The organism is Streptomyces sp. Root431 (genome assembly GCF_001426585.1).
GTDB classification, from domain to species: Bacteria; Actinomycetota; Actinomycetes; order Streptomycetales; family Streptomycetaceae; genus Streptomyces; species Streptomyces stackebrandtii.
In genome coordinates this window covers 435,430-449,770 of record NZ_LMEI01000007.1, presented here as the reverse complement: position 1 = coordinate 449,770, position 14,341 = coordinate 435,430, and the positions used below count along the sequence as shown (strand labels likewise).

Below are 14,341 nucleotides of genomic sequence, written 5' to 3'. Positions count from 1 at the left end.
TGACGGCGAAGCACCCAAAAGGGTTGCATACGGACCTGTGAGGTTTCGGGGCACAACGCACCGCGCCCACCGTGCGGGGCACGGTGGGCGCAGTGGTTTGTGCAGGTCACGACGAGGTTACGAGACCGAGGCCCCGCTCCTGTCGCGCGACCGACGCGTGACGCAGGTCACACGTCAGTCGTCGTTCTTGCCGCCAGGCGTCGTCTTCTGGATCTGGAGCAGGAACTCGCCGTTCGACTTCGTCTGCTTCATCTTGTCGAGGAGCAGCTCGATCGCCTGCTGCTGGTCGAGCGCGTGCAGCACGCGACGCAGCTTCCAGGTGACGGCGAGCTCGTCGGCGCCGAGCAGGATCTCTTCCTTACGGGTGCCGGACGCGTCGACGTCCACCGCCGGGAAGATGCGCTTGTCGGCGAGCTTCCGGTCGAGCTTGAGCTCCATGTTGCCGGTGCCCTTGAACTCCTCGAAGATCACCTCGTCCATGCGCGAACCGGTGTCGACGAGCGCGGTCGCGAGGATGGTCAGCGAGCCGCCGTCCTCGATGTTGCGCGCGGCACCGAAGAAGCGCTTCGGCGGGTAGAGCGCGGTCGAGTCGACACCACCGGACAGGATGCGGCCGGAGGCCGGCGCCGCGAGGTTGTACGCGCGGCCCAGGCGGGTGATCGAGTCGAGCAGGACGACGACGTCGTGACCCAGCTCCACGAGACGCTTGGCGCGCTCGATGGCCAGCTCGGCGACGGTCGTGTGGTCCTCGGCCGGACGGTCGAAGGTCGAGGAGATGACCTCGCCCTTGACCGACCGCTGCATGTCGGTGACCTCTTCCGGACGCTCGTCGACCAGGACGACCATCAGGTGGCACTCGGGGTTGTTGTGCGTGATCGCGTTGGCGATCGCCTGCATGATCATGGTCTTGCCGGTCTTCGGCGGGGCCACGATCAGACCGCGCTGGCCCTTACCGATCGGCGACACGAGGTCGATGATGCGGGTGGTCAGGACGCCCGGGTCCGTCTCCAGACGGAGGCGGTCCTGCGGGTACAGCGGGGTGAGCTTGTTGAACTCCGGGCGGCCGCGGCCGGAGTCGGCGGCCATGCCGTTCGCGGAGTCCAGGCGGACCAGCGCGTTGAACTTCTCGCGGCGCTCGCCGTCCTTCGGCTGACGCACGGCACCGGTGACGTGGTCACCCTTGCGCAGGCCGTTCTTGCGGACCTGGGCGAGGGAGACGTACACGTCGTTCGGGCCGGGCAGGTAGCCGGAGGTCCGGATGAACGCGTAGTTGTCGAGGATGTCCAGGATGCCCGCGACGGGGATCAGGACGTCGTCGTCGGAGACCTGCGGCTCGCCGGCCTGGAAGTCGTCACGGCCACGACGGCCACGACGGTCGCGGTAGCGACCGCGACGGCCGCGACGGCCGCCCGCCTCGTCGTCGTAGTCGTCCTGCGGGCCGGCCTGCTGGCCACCCTGCTGACCCTGGCTCTGGCCCTGACCCTGGCCCTGCTGGCCCTGACCCTGGCCGCCCTGGCGCTGACGCTGGCCGCCCTGGCCACCGCCCTGCTGCTCGTCGCCCTTGCCGCGGTCGCGCTGACGGTCACGGCGGTCACGGCGCTCGCCGCGCTCCCCGCGCTCGCCACGGTCACGGCGGCCACGACCCTCGGCGCCGTCGACGGCACCCTCGGCCTTGGCGTCGGCCTGCGCGTCGGTCTTGACCTCGGTACGGGTCTCGGCACGGGCCTCGGTCTTGACGACCTGCGCGGCCTCGGCCTTGGCCTCGCCCTCCGGCGAACCGGCGGGGGCGGTGGCGCGACGACGACGGCGCTCACCGGCCGGCTGGTCCTCGGAGGCGGGCTGACCCGGGATGTCGATCTGCTGCTGGGCGACGGCCTTCTCGGCCTTCTCCGCCTGCGGCGCGGCGGCCTCGGCCGCGGTCTCGCCCGTACGGGTCTTGGAGGTGGCGCGGCGCTTCGGCTTGGTCTCAGCGGCCTCGGCGGTCTTGGCGGGGGCGGCGGAACCGCCTCCGGCCTGCGCCTCCTTGATGACCTCGATCAGCTGGCTCTTGCGCATGCGCGCAGTGCCCCTGATGCCGAGGCCGGACGCGACCTGCTGCAGCTCGGCCAGGACCATGCCGTCGAGGCCGGTGCCGGAGCGGCGGCGCCGTGCGGTGCCGCCGGAGGCAGCACCTGCGGCGGGCGCGGCGGTGTCGACACTGTTGTCGGCAGTCACGCCCATCAGATCGGTGGTGTCGCTCACGAAGGGTCCTTCCCTGGAGCGGACGTCGGCCATCTGGCTCGGCGACCGGTTGTGCTGTCCGGCAGCGGTCCCGTGTTGGGTGGACCGTGTCCGGGGCGGTGGTCCCGCCGGGTACGGCGGAGAGAGAAACGTGCTGGGGTCCGGCCCGAGCGCCCCCTGCTCGGCCCTCACTGCAGAAGAGCGAGGGGTGTCGTGCCGGTTCCGGAGCGTGCTCGAAACTGCTCAGGCAGGCTGCTCAGGCAGTTGGGGAGGCTCCCGGAAGAATCGGTGGTCCCTGATGGGGACACTCAGCACCGCGCCACAAAGGCGCCGGGTGCTGACTTGAGGTTAACACTACCGGCTCCAACAAACATTCCCCCTCTCCCTCACCGGCAATCTCTTGTCCGGAGCAGTGCGGGGGCGCTGCCCGGCGCCCCCGCCGCCGCGCCCCTAGGGCGCCAGCGGCAGCACGCTCGCTCCGGACGCGTCGAGGTCGAGCCGGTTCGCGGCCCAGCCCTCGCCCGCCAGTCGGGCGACCTTGTCGGCCGTCCCGTGTTCGGCCAGCGCGAGGACCGTGGGGCCCGCGCCGGAGATGACCGCGGGGACGCCGTCCGCGCGCAGTCGGTTCACAAGCGCGATGCTCTCCGGCATCGCGGGGGCCCGGTACTCCTGGTGCAGCCGGTCCTCGGTGGCCGAGAGCAGCAGCTCGGGGCGTCGGGTCAGGGCCTCGACGAGGAGCGCGGCGCGCCCGGCGTTGGCCGCGGCGTCCACGTGCGGGACGGTGCGCGGCAGGAGTCCGCGGGCGGTCTCGGTCAGTACGGGCTTTCCGGGGACGAAAACCACCGGAACGATGGAATCCGAGGGATCCATCCTGATCGCCCGCGCGGCGCCGGACTCGGTCCAGGCGAGCGTGAAGCCGCCGAGCAGACAGGCGGCGACGTTGTCGGGGTGCCCCTCGATCTCGGTGGCGAGTTCGAGCAGGGCCGCCTCGTCGAGCTTCGCGTCCCCGCCTATGGTCACGGCGCGGGCGGCGACGATGCCGGCGCAGATGGCGGCGGAGGAGGAGCCGAGGCCGCGGCCGTGCGGGATGCGGTTGGCGCAGACGACCTCAAGGCCGCGCGGCTGCCCGCCGAGCAGGTCGAAGGCCGTGCGCAGGGAACGTACGAGCAGGTGGCTCTCGTCGCGCGGGAGGGTCTCCGCGCCCTCGCCGGCGATGTCGACGTGCAGCCCCGAGTCGGCTACCCGGACGACGACGTCGTCGTAGAGGCCCAGCGACAGGCCGAAGGCATCGAAGCCCGGGCCGAGATTGGCGCTGGTGGCGGGGACGCGCACCCGTACGACGGCGGCGCGGAACGCTGGACCGGCCATCGCTCGATGACTCTCCTTGATTGCGACAACGGGTGGTTCACACAACAGGCTTGGCTTGAGAGGTACTCGGGGACCCGGGGGCCGTTTCGGCCACGGAGGCGACAACGGCAACAACACCGCGCATATGCGTCGGGGCGGGTTCGGTACAGCCTATCGAAGGAAGGTTCTGTGGCGACATAGGGCGCACAGGAGGCGCACGATGCGTGTCGCGAGCCAACCTGTGCGCCTATGTACGTTCCTGATCGGGTTTCGATCAGTGCTTCACCCCGCACGAAGCGCGGGGTGAAGCGGTGGGATCAGGCCAGACCCAGACGCTCGGCGGCGGCCGCGGCATCGACGGGAACGGTGACCGGCTGCGGCGCGCCGGCGACGGCCCAGTCGGGGTCCTTCAGGCCGTTGCCCGTGACGGTGCAGACGATCGTCTGGCCGGGGTCGACCTTGCCCTGCTCGGCGGCCTTCAGCAGACCGGCGACAGAGGCGGCCGAGGCGGGCTCGACGAACACGCCCTCCTGGGCCGCCAACAGGCGGTAGGCGCGCAGGATCTCACGGTCCGTCACCTCGTCGATGAAGCCGCCCGACTCGTCGCGCGCGGCGATCGCGTAGTCCCACGAGGCCGGGTTGCCGATGCGGATCGCGGTGGCGATCGTCGACGGGTCCTTGACGACCTCGCCGCGCACGAGCGGCGCGGAACCGGAGGCCTGGAAGCCCCACATGCGCGGCCGGCGCGTGGACATCGCGTCGGCGGCGTACTCGGTGTAGCCCTTCCAGTACGCCGTGATGTTGCCGGCGTTGCCGACGGGCAGCACGTGGATGTCGGGGGCGTCGCCCAGCATGTCCACGATCTCGAACGCCGCGGTCTTCTGGCCCTCGATGCGCACCGGGTTGACCGAATTGACCAGCGCCACCGGGTAGTTCTCGGAGAGGCTGCGGGCCAGCGTCAGGCAGTCGTCGAAGTTGCCGTCGACCTGGAGGATCTTCGCGCCGTGGATGAGCGCCTGGCCCATCTTGCCGAGGGCGATCTTGCCCTGCGGCACGAGGACGGCCGACACCATGCCGGCGCGTACCGCGTAGGCCGCGGCCGAGGCGGAGGTGTTGCCGGTGGACGCGCAGATGACGGCCTGCGCGCCCTCCTCCTTGGCCTTGGTGATGGCCATGGTCATGCCGCGGTCCTTGAAGGAGCCGGTGGGGTTGGCGCCCTCGACCTTGAGGTGCACCTCGCAGCCCGTGCGCTCGGAGAGGACCTGAGCGGGGACGAGCGGCGTGCCGCCCTCACGGAGCGTGACGACCGGCGTCGTGTCCGTGACCGGAAGGCGGTCCCGGTACTCCTCGATGATGCCGCGCCACTGGTGGGTGCCCTTGCTGGTCATGGGTCCTTTACTCCCCTTCAACACGCATGATGCTGGCGACACCGCGCACGGTGTCGAGCTTGCGCAGCGCCTCGACGGTCCCGGAGAGGGCGGCGTCGGGCGCGCGGTGGGTGACGACGACGAGAGAGGCCTCGCCGTCCTTGCCCTGCTGGCGCACCGTATCGATGGATACGCCGTGCTCGGCGAAGACCGTCGCGACCTGGGCGAGGACGCCCGGCTTGTCGGCCACGTCGAGGCTGATGTGGTACCGCGTCACCACGTCGCCCATGGGGCTCACGGGCAGCTGGGTGTACGCGGACTCGCCGGGGCCGTTGGCCTCGTTGAGCTTGTTGCGGCACACGGCGACGAGGTCGCCGAGGACGGCCGAGGCCGTCGGGGCGCCGCCGGCGCCGGGGCCGTAGAACATGAGCTGCCCGGCGGCGTCGGCCTCGACGAAGACCGCGTTGTACGCCTCGCGGACGGAGGCCAGCGGGTGGCTCAGCGGGATCATCGCGGGGTGCACGCGCGCGGTGACGGACTCGCCGTCGGCGGCCCGCTCGCAGATCGCGAGCAGCTTGATGGTGCAGCCCATCTGCTTCGCCGAGGCGAAGTCGGCGGCGGTGACCTCGGTCATGCCCTCGCGGTAGACGTCGTCGAGGCGCACGCGCGTGTGGAAGGCGATCCCGGCGAGGATGGCGGCCTTGGCGGCGGCGTCGAAGCCCTCGACGTCGGCGGTCGGGTCGGCCTCGGCGTACCCGAGGGCGGTGGCCTCGTCGAGCGCCTCGGAGTAGCCGGCGCCGGACGTGTCCATCTTGTCGAGGATGAAGTTCGTCGTGCCGTTGACGATGCCCATGACGCGGTTGATCTTGTCGCCGGCGAGGGACTCGCGCAGCGGCCGGATCAGCGGGATGGCACCGGCGACGGCGGCCTCGTAGTAGAGGTCCTGCCCGTGCTGCTGGGCGGCGGCGTAGAGCGTCGCGCCGTCCTGGGCGAGGAGCGCCTTGTTCGCGGAGACGACGGAGGCGCCGTGCTCGAAGGCGGTGGTGATGAGGGTGCGGGCCGGCTCGATCCCGCCGATGACCTCGACGACGACGTCGATGTCGCCCCGTTTGACGAGGGCGGTCGCGTCGGTGGTGATCAGCTCGGCCGGGATGCCCCCGCGGACCTTGTCCGGGCGGCGGACGGCCACGCCGGCGAGCTCGACCGGGGCGCCGATGCGCGCGGCGAGGTCGTCGGCGTGCGTCGTCATGATGCGCGCCACCTCTGAGCCGACCACTCCACAGCCCAGCAGCGCCACCTTCAGCGGACGCGTACGCATCATCCGACCTCTTTCTCGTACTTCTGCTTCGTATCTCTACGTTCGTATTTCTACGGTGGAACCAGTCTCACTCACCGGACGGGGGATTCCGCCCCCTGTCCGGATCCTGAGACATCTATTTCATCACTCGGCTATCACTCGACTATTTCATCACCCGACGTCGAGGCGCAGGAGATCTTCCTCCGTCTCGCGCCGGACGATCACCCGCGCCTCACCGTCCCGGACGGCGACGACGGGCGGCCGGAGGGCGTGGTTGTAGTTGCTGGCCATGGACCGGCAGTACGCGCCGGTGGCGGGCACGGCGAGGAGGTCGCCGGGCGCCAGGTCCGAGGGCAGGAAGGCGTCCCGTACGACGATGTCACCGCTCTCGCAGTGCTTGCCGACGACGCGGGTGAGCATCGGCTCGGCCTCGCTGGTCCGCGAGACGAGGCTGACGCTGTACTCGGCGTCGTACAGGGCGGTGCGGATGTTGTCCGACATGCCGCCGTCGACGCTCACGTACGTCCGCAGCCCTTCGAGGGGCTTGATGGTGCCGACCCGGTAGAGCGTGAAGGCGGTGGGCCCGACGATGGCGCGCCCGGGCTCGACGGAGATCCGCGGCGTGGCGAGCCCTGCGGACTCGCACTCCCGCGTCACGATCTCGCTGAGCGCCTTGGCGATCTCGTGCGGCTCGCGCGGGTCGTCCTCGGAGGTGTACGCGATGCCGAGGCCGCCGCCGAGGTCGATCTCGGGCAGCTCGACCCCGTGCTCGTCCCGCACCTCGGCGAGCAGCTGCACGACACGGCGCGCCGACACCTCGAAGCCGGCCATGTCGAAGATCTGCGACCCGATGTGCGAGTGGATGCCGATGAGCTCGAGCCCGTCGAGCTTCAGCGCCCGGCGCACGGCCTCCGCGGCCTGCCCGCCGGCGAGCGCGATGCCGAACTTCTGGTCCTCGTGGGCGGTGGCGATGAACTCGTGCGTGTGGGCCTCGACGCCGACGGTGACCCGGATCTGCACCCGCTGCCGCTTGCCGAGCGACTGCGCGATGTGCGCGACCCGGACGATCTCCTGGAAGGAGTCGAGGACGATGCGCCCGACGCCGGCCTCGACGGCCGTACGGATCTCGTCCTCGCTCTTGTTGTTGCCGTGGAAGGCGATGCGCTCGGCCGGCATACCGGCCGACAGCGCGGTCGTCAGCTCTCCCCCGGAACACACGTCGAGGTTGAGCCCCTCCTCCTTGAGCCACCGGACGATGGCCCGGGAGAGGAACGCCTTCCCGGCGTAGAACACGTCGGCGTCCTTACCGAAGGCCTCGGCCCAGGCGCGGCAGCGGGCGCGGAAGTCGGTCTCGTCGAGGAAGTAGGCGGGGGTGCCGAACTCCTCGGCGAGCGCGTCGACGGCGATCCCGCCGACGGTGACGACCCCCCGCTCGTCCCTCGCGACCGTCCGGGCCCACACCTTCGGGTCGAGGACGTTGAGGTCGGCGGGAGGCGCGGAGTAGTGCCCCTCGGTGAGGACGTCTGCGTGGCGGGGGCCTGCGGGGTGGGCGGAACGGCTCATGTCTGCTCTTCTGCTCTTTCAGATCCGGTCGGGTGCGCTGATGCCGAGCACGGAGAGGCCACCGGCGAGCACCGTCCCGGCGGCTTCGGCGAGCGCCAGCCGGGAGCGATGGGCGGCCGAGGGTTTCTCGTCGCCGAGCGGCAGGACGGTGTGCTGGAACGCGAGCAGCGCGTCGGCGATGGCTTCCAGGTGCCGGGCGACCCGATCGGGGGCGCGGTGGCGGGCGGCGGCGAGGAGGACGACGGGGTGGTCGCCGAGAACGCCGAGGAGTTCGGGTGCGTCGACGGGCGTCTCGCACGAGGGACCGACACCAAGCTGCTCACCATTGACGAGCAGCCGCTGGACACGGGAGTACGCGTACCGCACCCGGAAGAGAGAGTTGCGCTCGTGCTGCGCGAGGAGGGGCGCTCCGTCGAGGGGCCGATCGTGCGGGGCGGCCCGCAGCAGGGCCCACCGAGCGGCCTCCCGCCCGAGCCGCTCCTCTTCATAGCCCCCGGGAAACACGTACACCCGCTCGCCGTCACGCCCCCCGACCCCGGCATCACACCCCTGGGAACGCAGCAACCGGACAAGGGTCTCGGCCACCACAACGCCCCGCGACTCTGTCACCTCGGCGAAGCGGACGGTGGTGCCGGCGAGGGCGGTGCCGTGCCCGTACGAGGAGCCGGCGGCGAGGATCGTACGGACGAGGTCACTCCCGGCGTCACTCCGGAGGGTGAAGTTCAGGAAGCCGGGCCCGGTGATCTCGACACCGCGGATCCCGGGTGCGTCACGGAGGCGTTCCTCGATGATGGCGGCAACGTCACGCGCACTGCGCCCGGCGGACCGCGCAAGAGTCAGGGCGACGTTACTGGCGTACTCCCCGGAACCACCGGGCCGGGCCCGCTCGACCTTGACCCGCGGGGGCACCTCGACCCGCAGCGCACCGTCGTCGACCGCACGGCGCACGGCGTGCAGCACGGTGAGGGAGAGGTCCGCGGGGGTCACGGGGCAAGCCTAGGGGAGGAGGGGGGTGCGAACGCGAACCGGTTTCGCCATGCGGGCACCGGGCCTCGCCCACTGACTCCTCAGATCACTAGTCGACTACTCGTCGACCCACCCTTCAACCCACTCGTCGACCCAGCCTTCGACCCACTCGTCGACCCACTCGTCGACTCGCTCCTCGGATCAATCCTCGGGTCACTCCTCAGAGGGCGCCGGGCGCACTCCCGGCGCGCCGGGATCCCTCCCGGCTGTCCTGCCGCCCCTCCCCTGCGGGCGGCTCCTCTCCCCCGTCCTGCCCGGTGGCCTCCCGGCGCTCCCGACGCTCGTGGTGCATCAACTGACGCACGACACGGACGAGCTCGGAGGGCTCGAAAGGCTTGGCAAGAAAGGCGTCGACACCGGACCCGCTACCGGACCCGACCCCACCGGCCACCTCGTGCTCGCCGCAGGCACTGATGATCGCCACCGGCAGATGTCTGGTCCGAGGATCGGCACGCAGCCGCTCGGCCGTCTTGATCCCGTCCAAGCGGGGCATGACGACATCCAGGGTGACGACATCAGGACAGACCTGATGTACGACATCCAGACACTCGGCACCATCGGCCGCGGTCACGACCTCGAACCCCTCGAGTTCGAGATTGACCCTGATCAACTGCCGGATCACCTTGTTGTCGTCGACAACGAGCACCCGACCGGACACGCCTGACACACGAATGAGAGTAGGACGCCCCGAGGGGCTGCGTCCGGGTTTTGCCCACTTCCGACCCGTGCGAGGGACCCAGCCCCTGGTGACACCACGGAAATACCTGTTCACAGGCACGCCCAACGAGCTGGTAGGGTTCTACCCGTCGCCGCCGAACGCGGCGGACGCCCCCGTAGCTCAGGGGATAGAGCAACGGCCTCCGGAGCCGTGTGCGCAGGTTCGAATCCTGCCGGGGGCACTTCGCAGGAAGTGCCACACAGACCCCGTCAACAGCGGAAACGCTGAGGACGGGGTCTTGTTGTATGTGCAGGCGTGCGTCGGGGTGAGCGGCCGTAGGGCAGAGCGGGATGCCAGGCGGGGGAACCCTGGGTCCCACCTTGGGCCGGGATTCCGGGTCGTTAGTGGGCCGCGCGAGGAGGCTCAGGGGTGACCGGGAGTGACCAACATTGACGGGTCGGCTACTGGGGTGACTCGGGAACGCTCGGGTCAGAGGCCCCCGCCTACGGGCCGCTGCTGAGTGGTGGCGGTCAGGCAAGACGAGGTGCTTCTTGACGTGGCGGCGGATGAAGTTGTTCGTGATGGTGCCAGATGAGGTATCGGTCCTCTTGGCGCAGTTCCGCGGAGCCCCATTCGATGCGCATGACACCCTGAGCCATGGAGCAGGCGTAGGCGACGAGGACGAGCTTGACGTTCGCCGACAACAAGGCGAGGTCAGGGTGCGGTTCTTGCTCGTTCAACTCGTCGAGGCCCAGGTCGAAGGCTTGTTGCATGGGTTCAGGGCCGTGCCGGCGTATCAGGTCGGCACGGAAGCCCGTGGCCCGTCGTAGTCGTGCTGCCGTGACGGGTACGTCCTTCTTCGCGTAGCGCAACGGATAGATCACGTAGTCACCCAGGACCACGAGGGTTCGTCCTTGTAAGCGCATCGGGGCGGCGGCCGGAAGCGAGGCGAGGCCGACTTCCAGTTCTTCGTACTGAGCGGCGTACAGGCCGTGTCCGTAGGCCTCTAACGTCTGCGTCTGCACTCCCTCGTGGCCGCTACGCGCTCGCTCGTGGGCACGAACGAGGCCGGCAGGGATCAGGTCGGTCAACTGCCTTGCGGCGTCGCCGAAGGTCTTCTCAGCCCAGTTCGTCACGGTCCCCACGGCCTACCGCCCTTCCCCCTTGTGGCACCTGGGTGCCGAGCAGCATTCAACGGAACCGTGCAGCGTGAGGGTCAGCAGCGCAAGTGTGCATCCGTCGCACGATGGGGGGCGCACGGTGCGACGGAGCCGCGCTCCCGTCCATCGTGGACACGGTGAGGGCGGGGTCTTGTGCTTGCGCGGGCTTGTGCGGCTGTTCCTGGAGGCCGGTGCGCCGGTCTCCAGGAAAGGGAGGCGTCGTTCAGGCAGGCGCGCCTGGAGGTGTGTGCTCCGTTGTGTCCTTGCCGCAGAGCGCTCGGTGGTAGCGAAGGTGCGCTTCGCTAATGTGGTGGGTGGGATGCAGGCGGAGGCGGCCGGTGGTGCTGTCGTCCGCGGTCGAGCGAACGGCGCCCTGTTCGTCGATGTAGATCGCCAGCGTGTCGAACTGAACGTGGTGATTCGGGCACAGGACGATCAGGTTGGGCTGTTCGTCGGGGCCGTTGTGCGGTCGGCCCAGACCGCGGACGTGCGCGGCCTCGCTGTACGTACCGAAGCGGGTCTTCAGCTGTAGGTCGCAGATCTGGCAGCGGTCGCCGTGCAGGCGCTTCACTCTGGCCGTCAGTGCGGTATCGCGCACGACACGGGAGGAAGCAACCGTGCGGCGGGCTGCGGGGCCCGTTTCCCTCACGTCGCCCTCTGCAGCGTCCTCGATGCCGCTCGCGCTTTCGTGGCCGGCCAACCCCAGTCGCTCCATGAGGGCATGCTGGTCGACGTCGGCCAGGTACGTCTCCCTCAGGACGGCCACCGCCTGGGACCGCACATAGGGGTCCCCCAGCAGTCGTCCGGCCTGTTCGGACATTCCCCCTTCGGGATTGAGCCTGTCGAGCGTGCCGGCGTGGGTCACGGCAGCTCGATCGTGTGGGAGACCGTGGACATCCCACAGTCGGCTCGTCTGCAGGTGCCAGAACGGGTACTCGGGCGTGACGGAAGAGTCGGGAAGGCCGAACTCGGCCATCAGTCCGCCCACCTCGTCGCGGAACTCTCGCCAAGGCGCACGGTACGGCTTGCCCGTCGCCACCCGGGAGATGCCCCACAGCAGAGCCAGTGGCTTGTGCCTGGCCTGACGCCCGGCTCTCGTATGGACCCTGAGGTTCCTCAACCTCTCCATGAGGTTGCCGACCGTGAGCTCGGCGGACGACTCGACCGGGCCGATCGACCGGCGTCGAACGTCGGGCAGGGCAGCCCGTCCACTCTCCACCCATCGACGCCAGGCACGGGGAGCGAGCTCGAGCGCCTCTGCGGCCGACAGGTCAGGGTTGCCCCGGGCTTCGATCCATGACCATTCGACCCGATCGCCCTCTTCGCTCAGGTCCAAGACGGAGAGGTCGTAACGGTAGTTGGGAAACGCGCCGTCGTCCGACTGCTGCTCGATCTGCTCGGCGGAGTCGACGACCGCCACACCACAGAACTCGACGTACCCCTTGGGGGTCTTGTTCCGGGAGACCGCGGCGAACACCAACAGCGGTGCGGCCAGTGCGCGTTGCTCTGCCGTGCGCCCTTGGTGTTCTGCCAGCGTCTCCAGCAGTACGGCATTGCCCTGGGTGGTTCCCACCGGCACGGTGTGATCGGCCCTGTGGTCTCCGAAGTAGCGAATGCGACCGTTGGCCAGGTCGAACACGTCGCGCCAGGGAGTTTCGGCCGTGCCGGCCTTCCACGGGCTGGAACGGATCAGGATGCACGGGCGGCGGCGCCCGTCGGGTGCCGCGATCCTGGCAGTCGGGTTGATGCCCTTGCTGAGCTGGATCTGAGGGAGAACCTCGGAGGCTGTCGCGTGATGAATGTTCGGGTACCCGTCGATGTGCGTCACCGCGGGGTCCCTGTTCCGAGCAGATCGAAACACTTCACCGACACGCAAGTGGCTTCCCACCGGGCCTCCCCCATAACGCCGCTCCCCGGCACCGATGGTGCCAGGTCGGCGGAGGCACCGCCCATCCGGGTGGCAACGCACAGACCCCGCCTGCGGCATGAGCGCCGTGACGGGGTCCTCCGTGCGTGCAGGTACGGCGTTACTTCACGTTGATCGCCGTCCAGGCCTTGGCGACCGCCGTGTACTCCGGGCTGTTCGCGCCGTAGAGGTCGGTGGCTGCCGAGAGGGTGGCCGTGCGGGCGCCGGCGTAGTTCGTGGAGGAGGTCATGTAGGTGGAGAGGGCCTTGTACCAGATCTTGTAGGCCTTGGTGCGGCCGATGCCCGTGAGGGTGGAGTTGTCGTAGGTGGGGGAGTTGTAGGTGACGCCGTTGATCGCCTTCGTGCCGCTGCCTTCGGAGAGCAGGTAGAAGAAGTGGTTCGCCGGGCCCGAGGAGTAGTGGACGTCGAGGCGGCCGACGGAGCTGGACCAGTAGTCGGCGGAGTTGCCGTCCCTGCTGGGCTTGTCCATGTAGCGGAGCGGGGTGCCGTTGCCGCGGATGTCGATCTTCTCGCCGATGAGGTAGTCGCCGACGTCGGTGGCGTTGCCCGCGTAGAACTCGACCGAGGTGCCCAGGATGTCGGAGGTGGCTTCGTTGAGGCCGCCCGACTCCTTGCTGTAGCGGAGGCCCGCGGTGGAGGCGGTGAGGCCGTGGGACATCTCGTGGCCCGCGACGTCGAGGGACGTGAGCGGCTTGAGGTTGTTCGTGCCGTCGCCGTACGTCATGCAGAAGCAGGAGTCCGACCAGAAGGCGTTGACGTACGCGTTGCCGTAGTGGACCCGGGAGTAGGCGGCGACGCCGTCGCCGCGGATGCCGTTGCGGCCCAGTTCGTTCTTGTAGAAGTCCCAGGTGACGGCCGCGCCGTAGTGGGCGTCCGCGGCCGCGGTCTCCCGGTTCGTCGCCAGGCCGTTGCCCCAGGTGTCCGTGCTGTTGGTGAAGAGGGAGCCCGTGCCGTTGGTCCCGCCGTTCAGGTCGTACGTCTTGTGGCCGCCTCGCGTCGTGTCCGTGAGGGTGTAGCCGGGCGCCGTGCCGAGCGTGACCTGGCCGCTGTACTGGGTGTTGCCGACGCCCGTCTCGATCGCCTCGTACGAGTGGAGCTCCTTGCCCGTGGTCGCGTCCGTGATCACGTGGCGCTCGCTCGGCGTACCGTCCCGCTGGGTACCCGTGACGACCGTCTCCCAGGCCAGCGCCGGCTTGCCCGTGGCCGCCCAGATCACCTTGCGGGCCGTGCTCCGCGCCGTCGCCGCCGGGGCCTCGGCCTCCGTCGTCGGGACCGATATCCGGGCGCCGGTCGCCTTCGTGGTCGCGCGGGCGCCGTCCTTCTTCTGGTGCACCACCAGGTCGCCGCCCAGGACCGGCAGGCCTTCGTACGTGCGCTCGTAGCGGGTGTGGACCGTGCCGTCCGCGTCCTTGACGACGTCGCGGACGACCAGCTTCTCGCGGTCGGCGAGGCCGATCGCCTTGGCGGTGGCGGCGGCTCCCGCCTGCGCCTCCTGGACGGCCGCCGCGCGCTGCGGGCCCGTGAGGACGAGCGCGGTCGCGCCCGCCTCGCGCTGGGCGTCGGCGCTGGCCGATCCGGTCTGGATTCCGACGACGAGCATGGCCGCCGAGGCGATGAGGGCGGTCGAGAGGGCGGTACGGCGGTGCGAGGACTGCTGGCGGATCACGCGGGCTCCTTCGCTGAAGCACGTGGGGGTTGTGGGGGGGGTGGCGATGGTGGCGCGGCTGTGAGCGTGCCAGCGAAGGTGATTGTTTGGCAGGTCTGCGACAAGAATTT

General features: G+C 69.8%; 10 protein-coding genes and 1 tRNA gene. 1 reads left to right on the top strand and 10 read right to left on the bottom strand.

Annotation, left to right across the window (positions count from 1 at the left end; all coding sequences use genetic code 11):
• Positions 1 to 174: 174 nt before the first annotated feature.
• The 7 genes from rho to ASC82_RS09260 all read right to left on the bottom strand — a co-directional run bounded on the left by rho (position 175) and on the right by ASC82_RS09260 (position 9,487).
• On the bottom strand, positions 175 to 2,241 hold the full coding sequence (rho, locus tag ASC82_RS09290) for a transcription termination factor Rho (protein ID WP_277914782.1): 2,067 nt from the start codon (positions 2,239 to 2,241) through the stop codon (positions 175 to 177).
• A 429-nt stretch (positions 2,242 to 2,670) separates the two neighbouring features.
• Positions 2,671 to 3,588 carry a homoserine kinase gene (thrB, locus tag ASC82_RS09285; RefSeq protein ID WP_056644096.1) on the bottom strand — a complete coding sequence of 306 codons (918 nt, stop codon included), beginning with the start codon at positions 3,586 to 3,588 and terminating at the stop codon, positions 2,671 to 2,673.
• Between the two features lie 296 nt (positions 3,589 to 3,884).
• Entirely contained in the window at positions 3,885 to 4,955 is a 1,071-nt protein-coding gene (gene thrC / locus ASC82_RS09280; RefSeq protein ID WP_024761928.1) for a threonine synthase, read from the bottom strand.
• A gap of 7 nt (positions 4,956 to 4,962) precedes the next feature.
• On the bottom strand, positions 4,963 to 6,255 hold the full coding sequence (locus ASC82_RS09275) for a homoserine dehydrogenase (RefSeq protein WP_056644094.1): 1,293 nt from the start codon (positions 6,253 to 6,255) through the stop codon (positions 4,963 to 4,965).
• A 147-nt stretch (positions 6,256 to 6,402) separates the two neighbouring features.
• Entirely contained in the window at positions 6,403 to 7,794 is a 1,392-nt protein-coding gene (lysA, locus tag ASC82_RS09270) for a diaminopimelate decarboxylase (RefSeq protein ID WP_056644092.1), read from the bottom strand.
• A gap of 18 nt (positions 7,795 to 7,812) precedes the next feature.
• Positions 7,813 to 8,781, bottom strand: coding sequence for an ArgS-related anticodon-binding protein NrtL (nrtL, locus tag ASC82_RS09265; protein ID WP_056644090.1), 969 nt, complete (start codon positions 8,779 to 8,781; stop codon positions 7,813 to 7,815).
• Positions 8,782 to 8,980: 199 nt separating this feature from the next.
• Positions 8,981 to 9,487: a response regulator gene (locus ASC82_RS09260; protein WP_056644086.1), complete on the bottom strand. Its 507-nt coding sequence runs from the start codon at positions 9,485 to 9,487 to the stop codon at positions 8,981 to 8,983.
• Positions 9,488 to 9,647: 160 nt separating this feature from the next.
• Between ASC82_RS09260 and ASC82_RS09255 the strand changes: the two genes are divergently transcribed.
• Positions 9,648 to 9,719, top strand: a tRNA-Arg gene (locus ASC82_RS09255).
• Between the two features lie 289 nt (positions 9,720 to 10,008).
• Here ASC82_RS09255 and ASC82_RS09250 read toward each other — a convergent pair.
• The 3 genes from ASC82_RS09250 to ASC82_RS09240 form a co-directional block, all read right to left on the bottom strand.
• A complete protein-coding gene (locus tag ASC82_RS09250) occupies positions 10,009 to 10,623 on the bottom strand; it encodes a hypothetical protein (RefSeq protein ID WP_056644084.1) in 615 nt (204 codons plus the stop codon).
• A gap of 238 nt (positions 10,624 to 10,861) precedes the next feature.
• Positions 10,862 to 12,466 (bottom strand): HNH endonuclease, encoded by a 1,605-nt coding sequence (locus ASC82_RS30355; RefSeq protein WP_056644082.1) that lies wholly within the window; start codon positions 12,464 to 12,466, stop codon positions 10,862 to 10,864.
• A 199-nt stretch (positions 12,467 to 12,665) separates the two neighbouring features.
• Positions 12,666 to 14,165, bottom strand: a complete 1,500-nt coding sequence (locus ASC82_RS09240) for a M4 family metallopeptidase (protein WP_107105872.1) — start codon at positions 14,163 to 14,165, stop codon at positions 12,666 to 12,668.
• Positions 14,166 to 14,341 lie beyond the last annotated feature (176 nt).

Coding starts and splice junctions, on each gene's coding strand:
- thrB (WP_056644096.1), bottom strand. CDS start 3,588: ATGGCCGGTCCAGCGTTCCGCGCCGCCGTCGTACGGGTGCGCGTCCCC.
- thrC (WP_024761928.1), bottom strand. CDS start 4,955: ATGACCAGCAAGGGCACCCACCAGTGGCGCGGCATCATCGAGGAGTAC.
- ASC82_RS09275 (WP_056644094.1), bottom strand. CDS start 6,255: ATGATGCGTACGCGTCCGCTGAAGGTGGCGCTGCTGGGCTGTGGAGTG.
- lysA (WP_056644092.1), bottom strand. CDS start 7,794: ATGAGCCGTTCCGCCCACCCCGCAGGCCCCCGCCACGCAGACGTCCTC.
- ASC82_RS09240 (WP_107105872.1), bottom strand. CDS start 14,165: ATGCTCGTCGTCGGAATCCAGACCGGATCGGCCAGCGCCGACGCCCAG.